Source organism: Vallitalea sp. (assembly GCF_025211055.1).
Lineage (GTDB): Bacteria > Bacillota > Clostridia > Lachnospirales > Vallitaleaceae > Vallitalea.
Map to the genome: position 1 here is coordinate 82,554 of NZ_JAOARO010000094.1, position 15,555 is coordinate 98,108.

Annotated in this window: 12 protein-coding genes and 1 pseudogene; 11 read left to right on the top strand and 2 right to left on the bottom strand. The window is 30.0% G+C overall.

From position 1 onward, the window contains the following. Positions 1 to 23: 23 nt before the first annotated feature. From whiA to N4A55_RS14880, 3 genes are all read left to right on the top strand, one after another. The gene (gene whiA / locus N4A55_RS14870) at positions 24 to 1,010 is read left to right on the top strand and encodes a DNA-binding protein WhiA (RefSeq protein WP_293757765.1); all 987 of its coding nucleotides are present in this window, start codon (positions 24 to 26) and stop codon (positions 1,008 to 1,010) included. Then, positions 985 to 1,242 carry an HPr family phosphocarrier protein gene (locus tag N4A55_RS14875; RefSeq protein ID WP_113673645.1) on the top strand — a complete coding sequence of 86 codons (258 nt, stop codon included), beginning with the start codon at positions 985 to 987 and terminating at the stop codon, positions 1,240 to 1,242. Before whiA ends, N4A55_RS14875 begins: the two co-directional genes overlap by 26 nt. Before the next feature lie 218 nt (positions 1,243 to 1,460). Beyond that, complete coding sequence (locus N4A55_RS14880) at positions 1,461 to 2,318, top strand: glycine betaine ABC transporter substrate-binding protein (RefSeq protein WP_293757768.1); 858 nt, start codon at positions 1,461 to 1,463, stop codon at positions 2,316 to 2,318. Positions 2,319 to 2,325: 7 nt separating this feature from the next. Here N4A55_RS14880 and ymfI read toward each other — a convergent pair whose 3' ends face one another. Both ymfI and N4A55_RS14890 read right to left on the bottom strand, forming a co-directional pair. Further along, positions 2,326 to 3,060, bottom strand: coding sequence for an elongation factor P 5-aminopentanone reductase (gene ymfI / locus N4A55_RS14885; RefSeq protein ID WP_293757770.1), 735 nt, complete (start codon positions 3,058 to 3,060; stop codon positions 2,326 to 2,328). Positions 3,061 to 3,103: 43 nt separating this feature from the next. Then, positions 3,104 to 3,964, bottom strand: coding sequence for a deoxyribonuclease IV (locus N4A55_RS14890; RefSeq protein WP_293757773.1), 861 nt, complete (start codon positions 3,962 to 3,964; stop codon positions 3,104 to 3,106). 477 nt (positions 3,965 to 4,441) lie between these two features. Between N4A55_RS14890 and N4A55_RS14895 the strand changes: the two genes are divergently transcribed. The 8 genes and pseudogenes from N4A55_RS14895 to N4A55_RS14930 all read left to right on the top strand — a co-directional run bounded on the left by N4A55_RS14895 (position 4,442) and on the right by N4A55_RS14930 (position 15,554). Continuing rightward, positions 4,442 to 5,596: an LCP family protein gene (locus tag N4A55_RS14895; protein ID WP_293757776.1), complete on the top strand. Its 1,155-nt coding sequence runs from the start codon at positions 4,442 to 4,444 to the stop codon at positions 5,594 to 5,596. Between the two features lie 305 nt (positions 5,597 to 5,901). Next, positions 5,902 to 7,242, top strand: a complete 1,341-nt coding sequence (locus N4A55_RS14900) for an LCP family protein (protein ID WP_293757778.1) — start codon at positions 5,902 to 5,904, stop codon at positions 7,240 to 7,242. A gap of 76 nt (positions 7,243 to 7,318) precedes the next feature. Next, positions 7,319 to 10,156: a phosphodiester glycosidase family protein gene (locus N4A55_RS14905; protein WP_293757781.1), complete on the top strand. Its 2,838-nt coding sequence runs from the start codon at positions 7,319 to 7,321 to the stop codon at positions 10,154 to 10,156. Positions 10,157 to 10,178: 22 nt separating this feature from the next. Beyond that, the gene (locus N4A55_RS14910; RefSeq protein WP_293757784.1) at positions 10,179 to 10,781 is read left to right on the top strand and encodes a hypothetical protein; all 603 of its coding nucleotides are present in this window, start codon (positions 10,179 to 10,181) and stop codon (positions 10,779 to 10,781) included. Between the two features lie 453 nt (positions 10,782 to 11,234). Next, positions 11,235 to 12,695, top strand: coding sequence for a lipopolysaccharide biosynthesis protein (locus N4A55_RS14915; RefSeq protein WP_293757786.1), 1,461 nt, complete (start codon positions 11,235 to 11,237; stop codon positions 12,693 to 12,695). A gap of 384 nt (positions 12,696 to 13,079) precedes the next feature. After that, positions 13,080 to 13,247, top strand: a pseudogene (locus N4A55_RS17095) (DapH/DapD/GlmU-related protein); the annotation flags it as partial. A 22-nt stretch (positions 13,248 to 13,269) separates the two neighbouring features. Next, positions 13,270 to 14,253 (top strand): hypothetical protein, encoded by a 984-nt coding sequence (locus N4A55_RS14925; RefSeq protein WP_293757790.1) that lies wholly within the window; start codon positions 13,270 to 13,272, stop codon positions 14,251 to 14,253. 38 nt (positions 14,254 to 14,291) lie between these two features. Next, positions 14,292 to 15,554 (top strand): nucleotide sugar dehydrogenase, encoded by a 1,263-nt coding sequence (locus tag N4A55_RS14930; protein ID WP_293757792.1) that lies wholly within the window; start codon positions 14,292 to 14,294, stop codon positions 15,552 to 15,554. Position 15,555 lies beyond the last annotated feature (1 nt).

Below are 15,555 nucleotides of genomic sequence, written 5' to 3' on the forward strand. Positions count from 1 at the left end.
TTAGAATGATAGGGTGTGATTATATGTCTTTTTCTTCAAAAGTAAAAGAAGAATTATCAAGGCATATTGGCAGTGCAAGACATTGCAGAATTGCTGAAATAGCAGCTATTATTAACATATGTGGTAAGATAAAAGTAGTGAATAATAATGAAATAACAATAAAAGTACAAACAGAAAATGCTGCTGTTGCAAGAAAGTACTTTACATTGTTGAAAAAAACATTTAATATTAATGTTGAAGTATTAATTAGAAAAAACACTCAATTAAAAAAGAGTAGAATATATGTAATGTATATTACTAATGCTAGGATAGCTCTTAAAATACTGAAGGCTATAGGTATTGCAGAGTTTTTAGAAGATGGAAGACTTCATATAGTCCATCGGATTAATCCTTTGATTGTACAAAGTACATGTTGTAAAAGAGCATATATAAGAGGAGCTTTTTTAGGGAGTGGTTCATTAAGTGACCCAGAAAAGACATATCATCTAGAATTTGTTAGCGGGCATAAAAATCAAAGCGAAGAATTAAGAAGATTAATTAATTCATTCGGTATGGAATCCAAAACAATCATGAGAAAAAAATACTATATCACTTATCTAAAAGAAGGATCTCAGATTGTTGATTTATTAAATATTATGGAAGCACATGTTGCGCTAATGGACTTAGAAAATGTTAGAATCTTGAAGGAAATGAGAAATAATGTTAATAGAATTGTTAACTGTGAGACAGCAAATCTTAAGAAAACAGTATCTGCTGCAGTGAGACAAGTAGAAGATATTAAATATATAGATCATACGGTTGGTCTTAATTCTTTGCCAGAACCTTTAGAAGAAATTGCTAGAATAAGGTTAGAATATACCTCAGCTACTTTAAAGGAATTAGGTACATTGCTAGATCCACCAGTAGGCAAATCTGGAGTTAATCATCGATTACGAAAAATAAGTAATATTGCTGAAAAATTAAGAGACAAAAGGGAGGATAACTATGATAGAGAAGAAAATAACAGTTAAAATCGCTTCAGGACTTGAAGCTAGACCAGTAGCTTTATTTGTACAAGTTGCAAGTCAATTTGAAAGTAATATTTATGTAGAGATGCAAGATAAAAAAGTTAATGCTAAAAGCATAATGGGTATGATGTCACTAGGCGTATTAGAAGGTGAAGATATTACCATATCAGCAGATGGAACTGACGAAGAAAAAGCTATTAATGAGCTTGAAAAGTACTTAAGTGAAGATAAATAGTTATTAATAAAAATAAAAGGAGGCTGTCATACAATGACAGTCTCTTTTTGAGTGGTATAAATACTAAATTCAATTTTTCATGTATAAGGATTAATTCCCAAAACTAACCATAATATACAAAATTAATATGTGAAATACTAATAACACACAGCTAAAGTTGACAGTTAGAGTACAAAGTGGATTATACTGCTTTGATTAGACGAAGGGATGTATTTCATATGAAAAGATTATTAATTATTATACTATGTTTAGGGCTATTAGTTTCATGTACTAGAAGTGAAAAAGAAGATAAAGATATAAGTGAAGATGTAGATATAAGGATAGGATGTACCACTTATCCATCATCTTATGCTCAAGCCCTTTTGCTTAGTGAAATAGTTAATAGAAAAGGATATACCTCAAAAATCATAATGAATGATACAGATAAGATGTGGGATAATCTTGGAAAAGGTAAAACTGATGTTCTGTTAAGTGGCTGGGTACCTACTATTGATACAGAAAGAAAAGCAGAATTAGAATCTGTAATCAATGATTTAGGAACTAATTGTAGAAATCTATCTAATGGGATTTACGTTCCTAATTATACTCTTACAGGGTTTTTGTGTGAACTAGAGGATTACAAGGAAGAATTTTCAAATACAATATATGTTTGCAAAGAAAGTAATATAATTATTGAAGAAACCAAAAATATGTTACAAAATTATGGTATGGAATATAATATAAAAGAAGTAGGTTACAAAGAACTAGATGCATTAATTAAAAAATCCATTGATAACAAAGAATGGATAGCAATAGCTTTGTGGACACCTAATGGTACTATTAATAAATTTGGCTTAAGGCATCTACGAGATACTAAGAGTATATTTACCAATAATATTGATACTCATACTATTGTCAGAAGTGAATATACACATCCTGAATTATTGAATATACTAGATAATTATTATCTAAGAATTGGAGAATTAAATGAATTGATTAATGTATTAATTAAAAATAACCAAGAAAAAAAGATTGTTAACACATGGTTGGATAACAATCTTCATATACTAAATAGAGTCACATATAAGCCTAATTAAATAAGAGCTAAATCAATCCTCCATCTAATGTTATGATTTGTCCTGTGAGATAAGAGGAATCAGATGAAGATAAGTAATAACATAGGTTGCCTACTTCTTCAGGTCTGCCAATTCTATTTGAAGGAATCTCTTCAATAATAGTATCTAGGTCTTCTTTTGCAAGACATGAATTCATATTCGTATCTATCAAACCGCAAGCAATGGCGTTAACACGTATATGACTTGGTGCAAGCTCTTTTGCAAGTGCTTTAGTAAAAGAGTTTACTCCACCTTTTGAAGCGGAATAAGCAACTTCACAAGAGGCTCCAGTTATCCCCCACATAGATGTTATATTAACTATATTACCACTTTTATTTTTAATCATATCAGGTACAGCTTGATGACATACATTATACAAAGATTTTAGATTAGTATTTATCATGTTATCCCATTGGTCCTCACTAGTATCTGTGAATAACTTAATACAGGATATACCTGCGTTGTTGATAACTATATCAACATTTCCAAATACTAGCTTTATCTCTTCAAACATCTCCCTAACAGAATTATAATTGGATACGTCAGCCATTATTGGAAGACAAGATACATCATAACATTTTATGATATCAGAGGTTTCTATGAGCTCATTAAAACTTGATGAGCAATTAATCACAACATTATATCCTTCTTTGGCATATTTTATTGCAATAGCTTTTCCAATGCCTCTGGAAGAACCTGTTACAAGAACAGTTTTCTTATCCATGAATATTCATTTCCTTTCTATAAAACTTCATATCATTAGTGTATTAAATACCCCTTAACATAGCAATTTCTTCTTTGTAAAGATTAGTTTTTTTATCTATCCAGGGAGTTTCTAGAATAAGTGGTTTATTATCACATATATCACTGTGAACTATATTATAGAGAGCTTCAAATCCTATTTGGTCAAGACCACGTTTATTAGTAGTATCAGCTCCAATGTTAGCATGTCTGTCTTTTCGTGAACCTCTGATATTAAGTGAACCATTGATATGAAAGACTTTTAATCTATCAAGTCCAATGACATTATCAAATTCTTCCATAATACCATCGAAATTATTTATAATATCATAGCCACTATCATGAGTATGGCAGGTATCAAAACATATACCTATCTTATCTTTTAAATCAACTTTGTCGATTATTCTTCTAAGTTCTTCAAATGTCTTTCCCACTTCTGAACCTTTGCCAGCCATAGTTTCTAAGCATATATAAGGTTTAGTATCATTTGTCAAGACATTGTTTAATCCTTCTGCAATCCTGTTGATTCCATAGAGGGTATCTTTAACTGTATAGGAACCAGGATGAACTACAATATAATTAGAACCAATTACTTCTGTTCTTCTAATCTCTTCTTTCAAAAAAGATTGAGCCAAGTCATAGATATCATCTTTTACTGAAGCTAGGTTAATGATATAGGGAGCATGGACAACCATATCTCTTATATCATGTTTTTTCATAAATTCTTTACCTTCTTCTATTTTCATATCTTCTAAAGGTTTCCTTCTAGTATTCTGTGGTGCACCAGTATATATCATAAATGTATTAGCATTATATGAGTGAGCTGTTTTTGCAGCGCCTATGAGACCTTTTGAAATAGATACATGAGAACCAATTAGTATTGACATATATATCACCTTCTTTAATGTATTTTTTTACAAGATAAGTATTTTTTTTACTGGGTTGGTGAAACAAAATTATATAAATTTGTCTAATGTGGGAAAACTAAATAAAGTATTCTATGTAATTAGGAAAATATATTAAGCTTATTAAAATTGATGTATTGATAATTAAGTTCAATATATATAGTTGTATATAAATAATATACATGAATGAATATTACATAGCAACATTAATTTTAATTATCTCCTCCAAGTTTATCTTAGTATTTTTTAATTCTTAATTATTTATACAATAAACTAATATATTAGTTTTGACAACGAATAACACTATATTTTTAGTGTATTGTAAATTAAACTAAATAATAAATAGGTATAATTTATAGATTAGGTTAAATTATTAGAACTAAATTAAATTAAAAAAAATGTTAACTCTTTGTAATGATTTTATGGTATGATATTAGATGATTAATAGGAGGTAGAAAGATGAACAATAAAAAACGATCTAGTACATTGCTAATGTTAATAATAGTAGTAGCGGTAATATTGACAACTTCATTAGTGATTGTACTATCGGCTAATAATAAATTAGCCCATGGACAAGATGACGAACCTAGTGAAGCAGAAATCAACAAACCAAATAATACTGATGAGGAAGATAACAAAGAAGAAGTTTGTAAGCCAGAATCAGTAAATGCTTTATTAATAGGATTTGACAAATCAAACGGACTATCTGATGTTATTATGGTAGCCCATTTAGATACTGATACTAATCAAGTAAAATTAATATCATTACCAAGAGATTTATTCATTGATTTTAGGGAAGATGGATTTGACAAGATAAAGAAAGAAAATAATATAAGGGTTAAATATTGTAAACTAACAGAAGTATATTCCAACGCTGGTTGGGATGACGATGCTTTATTGGTGATAAAACATGTTGTAGAAGAAGTTACACAATTGAACATGGATTATACAGCGGCAGTTACTATTGATGGTTTCAAAGATATAGTAGACGCCGTTGGTGGAGTAGAATTCTATGTACCAGAAAAAATGGATTACGAAGACGAAGTACAAGGATTATATATTCATCTAAAAGAAGGATTGCAGGTATTAGATGGAGATAAAGCTGAACAATTAGTTAGAAACAGACACTATAGAGGCGTTCCACCAGATCTTAAAAGGATTCAAATGCAACAAGATTTCTTGATAGCAATGAGTAATAAAATTCTAGGGATAAAGGATTTTAATAAGATAAAAGAGTTGGCAACGACAGTTTACGGTCACTTAAAAACGGATTTTGGTTTGGTAACAGCTAATGAATATGTTAATTATATATTCAATCTTAATCTAAAAGAAATTCTTATACCAGAAAATAGAGTTACAATACCATCAGATGGAGAAAAAATAAATGGCATATGGTATCAGACATGGAAGAAGGATGTTGTACTTGAGTCTATAGATACACTTTTAAACAAGGAAATAACAATGCCAGCAGAAACAACACCTGATGATAAAGAAGACCAAGCTAGTAGTACTGAAACAAAAGATGATAATGAACATGAAAAGACCAAAGAAGCTATAAAAAATAAAAGTCTCAGTACTAAAAATGACGATAGTAAAATAAAATTTGTTTATTAATATTTGTTTATAATATTAATAATTAACAGATTTGTAATATTTTCTAATATCATGTTAATTATTGTCAATTATACCTACTTTTGATATACTAGTTATAGTAATATTAATCCACAAAAAGTAAAATTTGATTGGATATTTATTGTAAAATACATTAGCATGTTCTAAATTAGGGTAGTATGAAAATCTTAGATGATAATAAGTTTAAACAAGGTTATCTATTAGTAATAATGCTATTTAGATACCTTGTTTTATAAAATGCAAAAATAGAACTTATGGACATGCTTTGAAACTATAGGAGGGTAAAATTGAATAATAATAAGAAAGTTTCATTACTAACCAAATTTCTAAAAGTTTTTTTAATTTCAGTAGTCATATTTTCTTTGATATCTGGTGTTGCTACTGGGGGTTATGTATTACTTAATAGAGGAAAAGATAAAGAAGATAATCCTAGAGAAACAGAGATCCATACAGATAAGAAAGATGCCCTTGGTTCTACTGAAGTAACTGACAATGGAAAACAGATATCTACATTTGCAGTATTTGGTGTAGATAAAGATGGTTGGCGTACGGATGTAACAATGGTTATTACGTTTAATCACATAACAAAAGGAATTAACATAGTCTCTATTCCAAGAGATACATTAGTTGAATTACCCACAGAAATACATAATGAATTATTGGTAGGTAGAAAAGATACACCGAAGAAATTAAAAATCAACGGTGTTCCAGCATATGCACCAAAAGATAAGAGGAATGAGTATTCTGTTAGAGTGATAGAAGATATATTTGATATAAAAATTGATTATTATTTTAATATGAATATCAAAGCATTTAAAAGGATAGTTGATATAATAGGTCCTATAGAGTTTGAAATACCATTTGATATGTATTATCCAGATCCAGCTCAAAAGTTGTATATTAATCTTAAAAAAGGAGTTAATCAATTATACGGTGCTCAAGCAGAACAGCTTATCAGATACCGAAAGGGTTATGCTAATGGTGATATAGGACGTATTAATATGCAGCATGAATTCATGAAAGCATTTGTTAATGAAGTACTCACTGAAAAAAATAAGCTTAATATTTTAACAATTGGAAGTACTATAATTAGTAATACAACTACTAATTTTGATGATATATTAAACTATTATGAATATATCGATGATATTAATTTAGATAATATAGAATTATATACATTGCCAACAGATAGACAAAGTGGATCCGAATATTATTATTACGATAAGGAAGCATCAAAGGAGTTATTTAAGAAGATTACACAAGTGGGTGATACCAATGATAATGAAGATAATACAAAAGAAGGTACAGATGCAGAAACTAAGCCAGAAGAACCAAAGCGTATAAGCAGTAAAGGATTAAAAATAGAAGTACTTAATAGTGCAAAACTTAATGGCTTAGCTAGTAGAACCAAAGAAAAATTAGTAAGTGATGGTTTCACTATATCTAAGATAGGTAACTACAATGCTGAAATTTTAGAAAAGACTAAGATCATTATCCCAAATGAGGGTATGGGAGAAGATCTAAGCGAATACTTTAAGAATGCAGTTATTGAGTTAAATGCAGAAGCTTTACCAGAAGGGGTAGATATTAGAATTATTATTGGTACGAATGATAGAGATGATAATTAGGAATTGATATTGGACATAGAGAGTAGATATTGACTGATATTAGCATTCCTTACTGACAAGATTAGGGGTTGATATAATGAGAAAAATATTTAAGAAGTTATTTAGTGTTTTAGTTTTAGCAGCAATAATAGTTAACAACAAGATTTCATTTGCAGGTACTACTGATAATATTTTATATCAAAATACCGAAAAAGAAACTATCTCTAGCGGTATTACATATAAAAAAAATACCAGATTAACAGAAGCAGGATGGGTTGATGTACATATCATAGAAGCAGATTTGACGAATCCGTTTGTCAAGTTGGATGTAATTAGAAATACAGATGGGTTTGGATTAAAAGATTCCCTTACATCCCTATCAGAAAAAAATAATGTTATAGCTTCTGTAAATGCAGACTTTTTCAACATGAAAAATAATCCTACTGATATTATAGGATTTGAATACGAAAAAGATGGAATCATCATAGGTAAACATAATTTCAATGCAGGTGGTAATTCATATGGTTCACTATTTCTAGATTCAAATAATATGCCTTTTATTGATTTTATGAAAATGAGTTTGTTGATGACTAGTGAAGATGGTGAAAAAAAATTATACTTCAGTGGATTTAATCAAATAACTATGCTACCTGAGTCTGTAGTTTATTTTGATAAATACGCGATGAAGGATACAACAGAAATAGACAAAAAAAATTCTGGACTATGCAAGATGGTTATAGAAGATAATATTGTTACTTACTTATCTACACCAGGAGAGACTATCAATGTGCCTGAAAATGGTTTTGTAATAGTTATGAATGAAGAAACAGCTCTATACAGCTTTAAAAGTTTTACAGTTGGTACCAAGATAGTCCTCAACACAAATGCTAATATTGATATAGAGTCAATAAATCTGGCAATTAGTGGTGGAGGAAAAATTGTATCACAAGGTGCAATCAGTAATGAAGGATATGTAGTCGATAGAAAAAGAAGACACCCTCGAACTGCTATCGGTTATAATCAAAGAAAAGATAAAATATACATGGTTGTAGTTGATGGTAGAGGTTCAAGTATTGGAGCTACTCATGAAGAATTAGGTAAAATACTTCTAGATAATGGAATATATGATGCTATTCATCTTGATGGTGGAGGTTCAAGTACTTTAGTTGGAAGACACTTAGGTTATTCTAATGTTAATGTATTCAACAGGACATCTGGTGGAGTACAAAGAAGAATTCCTAATGGTATAGGTTTGACTTCTATAGCTCCAGTAAGTGAGTTATACCAATTAAAGTTAATAGCTAATAAAACAAGAACATTCAAAGATATGCCTATTACTTTTAATGTTCTTGGTTATGATAAATACTATAATCCAGTAGAAATTAATAGTGATAGTCTTATTTGGCAGACAGTAGGAATCAACGGTAAATGGGAAGATAATAAATTCTATCCTAGTAGTGAAGGAAAAGGAACAGTTAAGGCACATGTAAATGGTATTTCTACTGAAATTACTGTTCAGTCTACCAATGAACCTATTTCCTTGGAAATAAATAATGAATTCAGTTTCTTAGAACCAGGAGAATCAACTCACCTTAAGATATTAGGAATTGATAAAGATGGTTATAGAGGTCAAGTCAATTCTAAAAATGTAATCTGGGAAGTTGAGAATAAAAATATCGGTGAATTTAAGAATGGACAATTTGTAGCAAGTAACAAACTTGGACAAAGTTTAATAAAAGGTACAATCGGTAATACAACAGTCTATGGATATGTTATAGTCAACAAGGAAACAGCACTTATTGATTCATTTGAAAATGATACAAAAATTCATACTACAGCTCATCCAGAAACAGTAACAGCTACTGCAGAAGTTATAAATGAAGCTCATGAGGGTAATAATTCTATTAAATTGAATTATAGTTTCAAAGAGTCAACAAATACTCAAGCAGCTTATTTAGAATTTGATGAGCCACACACTTTTGATAAAAAACTAAATAAAGTTGGACTTTGGGTAGAAGGAAATGGTATTAATCACTGGTTGAGAGGAAGAATGATAGATGCTGATGGAAATCAAAAACTATTAACATTTTCATATGCTGTTGATTGGACAGGTTGGAAATATGTAACTGCCGACGTACCACAAGACGTTAAATATCCAATTCAACTAGATAGAATATACGTAGCTAATTTACATTGTCCACAAGACGACAGTTTTGAGCTGAAATTTGATGGATTGACAGCACACTATGCTTTTGATACATCTAATCTTTCTTTACCTAAAGAGCAGATTTATGACCCATTAGGTAAGAAAACAGTGGAAAATCCACAGATGAAGATGTCTATATTTGGAAGCACTGGGGCTAAGAATTCACTGCTAGATGGAATAGTACAACGTGAAGTATTAGGAAAAATGGAAGAAATATCAGATGTAAGCTTATTTGTTGGAAATACTAACATACCAAGTGATGAGTTAAATAATGATATTGTGACTTGGAATAATCAATATAAAGTTACTGACTATGAAAATGTTAGAATTATTAATTTAGCTACATCCAAAAACAGTATGAGATTAACAGACCCTAACCAATGGAAGAGATTTGTTAATGATCTTAATAATACTAAACAGAAACATATATTTATCACATTAGATAAAAACCCTTTAAAATTCAGTGATAAAAGAGAAGGGGAGTTATTCTGTAATATACTTAAAAAAGTTAAAGAAGAAAAAGATAAAAATATCTTTGTTATAAATGGTAGCGGCTACGATTTTAATGTAGAGTATGTAGAAGGTATCAGATATATGGATATTAATGGTTTATGGTATAGAGTCTATGGTGATAATAAAGTAGACTTGAATGATAAATTCTATATTATCAATTTCAATATTAATCCTAATGATATATCATACAACGTTACTAATGTTTATCCAAAATAATTAAAGAATAGGTGGTTTTTACATGGGCAAAAAAGGATATCGTATTATAATATGTTGTTTACTGCTTATTGTTACAGGGGTATTATATACATCAACAAAGGCTTCTGGTGTAGATCCGGGAACTATACAGGATCCTTTGGTCACTAAGAGTTATGTTGACGAAAAGATAGCACAAATTAGTAACAACCAAGGGAGTTCCTCTGGTAATAATCAAAGTACTAATACTGATATTGACTATGCAAAAATTTATTCAGAAGTTAGTAAGTATATTGATGGCAAGCTTGAAGGTATAGGTGATAATACTGCAACAGCCAAGTTTGAGATTATTGAACTTGAAGCAGGACAAAAACTTATTTGTAAGGATAGCTCGGAAGTTATTTTAAGAGCTGGTTCAGCTACTATAATTGGTAATGAAACAGGTGATGGAATTTCGGATATTACCATTGGTATAGATTTGGCTATGGGTGTTGTTGTGCCTAAGAATCATTTACTTATTGTTCCAAGGGATGATGGAAGAGGATTACAGATTGTGAGTAAAGCTTATGTTATGGTTAAGGGTGAGTATAGTGTAGAGGATGAGGTTGCTAGTAAAGAAGAGGTAGAACCAAATAGTGGTGAAAGTTAGAGTTGAATTTAGATAGGTTAACGGAAGTCCCGGGGCTAGGGATAGCTCGTGAGATGTATGCGGAGTTATGAGATAAGTATGAAGTATACAAACTGTAGCTTTTTTAGAGACTGAAATGATCAATAGCCAATCGGTTATGTAGCTTAGAAGAAAAAGTGTTTCGTGATTATATTGATGATTATTTCGTGGCAAAATAGTATATGTATATGTGGAGTAGTGAGGCAGGACGCCGAACCCAGCTTTTAGCTCAGGATGAGCAAGTAGCTGGCGTAACATATACATATACTGTTTTGCAAAAACCAAGTCAGAACAAAACACTTTTTCTGATCGACCTAAACTCAATCCTAGTAAGAAACTATACAAAAGCAAGATAGTTTTTAATAACATTTTATGGTATAATTCTATAAAGAAAATACAAGATTATTTATTAGTAAAGTAAAGCGAGGCCCCCATATGAAGGCAAATACATCAAAAAAAGTTATTTCAAAAGATATAATGTTTTATCTTCCTGCTAAAATCTTGGAAGGTGTAGTAGGATTTATTACAATTGGAGTATATACACGATTATTTACACCAGAAATCTATGGGGATTACGGTGTTATAAATCCAACTATAAATGTTATCTTTTTAATTATATTAGGTTGGTTGATGCATTCTTTATATAGATATATTAATGCATACAAAGATAAAAATAATGTAGAAGAGTTATGTTCCACTGCATTTGTAAGTTATATAACACTAGTAGGTATTGTTTTTATTATATTGCTAGTATTTCAATTAATTGGTAGCGACATTATAGCAACCAAGTTGTTTTTTAGTTCTTTTTTTATGTTTGTGGCATATGGTTTGAATCAAATTTTAATGAATCTTTTGGTTGCAATAAAGAAAATTAAACTGAATTTGGTATTATCCTTATGTGGAGTTGTTTTAAAACTCCTACTTACCATATTATTAGCCTTTAATTTCCAAAGGTCTGTAATTATTATATTAATTGCTAATGGAACTGTAGATTTGTTAAAAGCAATAATTGTATTTATTAAATTAAGAGGGTACAGATATATTAATTTTGGTAGAGCATCAAAGGGTACTTTTGATGTAATGATAAAATACGGTTTTCCTTTGATTGGTTTGAGTTTGACTATGTTTGTACTAAATATCTCTGATAGATATGTTATAATATATTTCTGTGGAAGGGATGTTTCAGGTATATATACAGCAAACTATTCATTAGCATCAGCAGTTTATACAATGATGATGATGGGTATAATGAGAGCAGTTTACCCTAATTTGTTAGATGCTTGGGGTAAAAAGGATATGGTTAGGACTAAAGATATATTAGCTAGTGGAGTTAGGTATTATCTGTTGATATGTATACCCGCTACTGTTGGATTAGTTATGTTATCAAAACCTATTTCTAGGATATGTTTAGCTGGAGAATATCAAGATGGTTATGCTATTATAGGTTTGGCTTCTGTAGGAATGTTGTTTTTTGGATTATCGGAGTACTGTAATAAGGCATGGGAACTTACTGCTAATACTAAAGTGATTTTAATTAATAGTTTGATTAGTGGGTTGATTAATATAGTACTTAATATAATATTAGTACCTATCTATGGATATAAAGTTGCGGCAATAACTACGATGATATCTTTTGTATTATATTTTGTATTGAGTTTTACTGGAGCAAAAAAAGTATTAATCTGGAAATTAAAACCTATAATATATATACGTATAGTAGGTAGTGCATTAGCTTTTGGTGTATTATTAATAATCGCAGTGTCTTCCTTGGAATTTAGTGTGCCAATATTACTTTTATCAATAGTTTTATCTATAATTATATATGGTGTGCTATTATTAGTTACTGGAGAATTGACAGAAGAATTAAAGATGATACGTAGATTATTTAGAAGATAAAAAAATGTATAGGATGTTATAATTATGGGAGTAAAGAAAAAGATTTGTTTAGGGTTTTACTACTTAATTGGGAAAAAAATGCCTGAATCTGATAGCTTGATAAGTTTTGGAGCAAAAAGATTTAGGAGATTTTTATGCAAAAATATATTTGAATATGCGTCAAAATCATGTAATATAGAAAAAGGAGTTTTCTTTGGCAATGGACAAGATATATCTATTGGTGATAACTCGGGAATAGGTTTACATGCTAGAATTCAGGGTCCCCTAAGTATTGGTGATAATGTTATGATGGGACCAGATGTAATTATATATACTAAGAATCATGTAACCAAAAGAACTGATATACCAATGATTGAACAAGGGGTAACTGAACCTGAGAAAGTAGTTATTGGTGATGATGTTTGGATTGGAGCTAGGGTAATAATACTTCCAGGGGTAACAATTGGTGAAGGAAGTGTTGTAGGAGCTGGTTCAGTGGTGACAAAAGATGTTGAACCATATTCTGTTGTGGGTGGAGTTCCAACTAAGAGAATTAAGTTAAGAAAAACCTGATTAATTGAGGATATGATATAAAATGAAAGCGTTAAAAATAATCATTTTAATTACAATAGCTATAAGTCTATTATCTGTATGCAGTAGCAGGAATACTGATGAAGATGATATTAATAAAGATATATGGGTTATACAAGATAATGATAAGATTAGTATTGGTTATAGATATAATGAGGAAGAAGATATATGGATTCAATTTGCTAAAAGAGGTATTAATGAATTAATGCAGATTTCTAATATATCTACATCACCTATACAAGATAATATGACAATCTATACTTTTAATAAGCTAGTCAAAGTAGAGTTAATGGATAGCTGTACTGACTGGATAGGTCCATATATGGTTAGAAAAGGTCTTAAGAAATCAACTTATAAGCCTAGGTTTACAGGAGGGTGGCATAGCGTTGATGATAAAGACGGAACTGCTAAGATGATTGACTATAGTGTTATAATAGATGGTGATGTTAATAATAATAATATAAAGAAGGCTTCGAATGTTACAATAACAGTTAAAAATAATATTCAAGGATATAATACGCTTGAAAGTAAAGAAGAGATTTTACAAGAAACTGTTATTTATAATATTAATAGTAAAGATATACAGGTTGAAGTTAGTATCAAAGCGTTAGATGATATCGTTATTGAGAGGTATTATGGTTTACAGACACAGAATTCTCTATATAAAGGTATTAGATATGAGGGTTCTGACGATACTAAATTTGATTCCTATGAAACTAGTAACTCTCCACCTAAGAATGATAATTATATTAATAAGTTTACTCTGGACTCAGAAGATGGGATGCATATTCTTGAAGCTTACTTGAATAATGAATATGGTTTAGGAATAGGTGAATATGTAGATGAATCTTTGCCATATGCTTTTACATTGAGCTATGGAAAAAGTTATTTTAATATAGTAAACGGTAAAGAGTTATTTATAAAAAAGGGAGAGACAGCTGGCTGGAAAGGAAAATATATTTTAAGATATAATAATGATATCAATTAGAAAAGTTTTTAATACTCATATAGAAAGGATTGAACAGAGTGAAAGAAAAGATTTGTGTACTAGGTCTTGGTTATATTGGACTACCTACTGCTGCTATGTTTGCTAGCAATGGATTTGATATAATCGGTGTGGATGTTAATGAAAAAGTTGTTAATGCTTTAAACAAAGGCGAGATAATAATAGAAGAACCTTATTTAGATGTAATGGTAAGGGATGTTGTTGTTTCAGGTAAATTGAAGGCTTCAGTTAAACCTGAGATTTCAGATGTTTATATTATTGCTGTACCAACTCCTATTAATGAAGATAAGACTGCTGATATGTCTTATGTTATTAGTGCAACAAGATCAATTGTTCCATTAGTTAAGAAAGGCGATATAATAATTCTTGAATCTACTTCACCACCAAAAACAGTAGAAGATATTATTGTTCCAATATTAAAAGAATCTTCACTTAATGTAGAAGAAGATTTATATATTGCACATTCACCTGAACGAGTTATACCTGGTAAAATTCTATTTGAACTTGTAGAGAATAACAGAATCGTTGGTGGAATAGATGAAGAATCAGCACTAAAGGTTAAGAAGTTATATCAATCCTTTGTAAAAGGAGAAATATATACAACTAACGCTACTACTGCTGAGATGTGTAAATTAACTGAAAATACTTTTAGAGATGTTAATATAGCACTTGCTAATGAGTTAGCAATGATTTGTGAGCAGATGAATATTAATGTATGGGATGTAATAAAATTCTCCAATAAACACCCTAGAGTTAACCTACATCAACCTGGACCAGGAGTTGGAGGTCATTGTATAGCAGTTGATCCATGGTTCATAGTGGAGAAATTCCCAGAGACTACTAAGATGATAACATTAAGCAGGACTATAAATGATAGCATGCCAGAATATGTATTTAATAAAAGTAGAAAAATTCTTGGTACTCTAAAAGATAAAAAGGTTACAATACTTGGTATAACATATAAACCAGATGTTGATGATATGAGAGAGAGTCCTATAATTGAACTCATTGAACTTATAGAAGAGGTAAGTGGTATTACTATTTCTATACATGATCCTTATGTACAGGATTTTAAATACCTTGAAAAAGACATATATACTGCATGTAAAGATAGTGATTTAGTTATACTTGGAGTAAATCACCAATTATTTAGTGATGCTAATATGGATAGAATATATAAAGACATGAAACAAGCTAATATATTGGATACAAGAAATTTCTTTAATGAAAAAACACTAGTGGAAATAGGATTCAATTATAATTTATTAGGAAAAGGAAAATAAA

What these genes read in the sequence shown, in the direction of transcription:
- whiA (WP_293757765.1), top strand. Translation starts at nt 24, where the DNA reads ATGTCTTTTTCTTCAAAAGTAAAAGAAGAATTATCAAGGCATATTGGC.
- N4A55_RS14875 (WP_113673645.1), top strand. Translation starts at nt 985, where the DNA reads ATGATAGAGAAGAAAATAACAGTTAAAATCGCTTCAGGACTTGAAGCT.
- N4A55_RS14880 (WP_293757768.1), top strand. Translation starts at nt 1,461, where the DNA reads ATGAAAAGATTATTAATTATTATACTATGTTTAGGGCTATTAGTTTCA.
- ymfI (WP_293757770.1), bottom strand. Translation starts at nt 3,060, where the DNA reads ATGGATAAGAAAACTGTTCTTGTAACAGGTTCTTCCAGAGGCATTGGA.
- N4A55_RS14890 (WP_293757773.1), bottom strand. Translation starts at nt 3,964, where the DNA reads ATGTCAATACTAATTGGTTCTCATGTATCTATTTCAAAAGGTCTCATA.
- N4A55_RS14895 (WP_293757776.1), top strand. Translation starts at nt 4,442, where the DNA reads ATGAACAATAAAAAACGATCTAGTACATTGCTAATGTTAATAATAGTA.
- N4A55_RS14905 (WP_293757781.1), top strand. Translation starts at nt 7,319, where the DNA reads ATGAGAAAAATATTTAAGAAGTTATTTAGTGTTTTAGTTTTAGCAGCA.
- N4A55_RS14910 (WP_293757784.1), top strand. Translation starts at nt 10,179, where the DNA reads ATGGGCAAAAAAGGATATCGTATTATAATATGTTGTTTACTGCTTATT.
- N4A55_RS14915 (WP_293757786.1), top strand. Translation starts at nt 11,235, where the DNA reads ATGAAGGCAAATACATCAAAAAAAGTTATTTCAAAAGATATAATGTTT.
- N4A55_RS14925 (WP_293757790.1), top strand. Translation starts at nt 13,270, where the DNA reads ATGAAAGCGTTAAAAATAATCATTTTAATTACAATAGCTATAAGTCTA.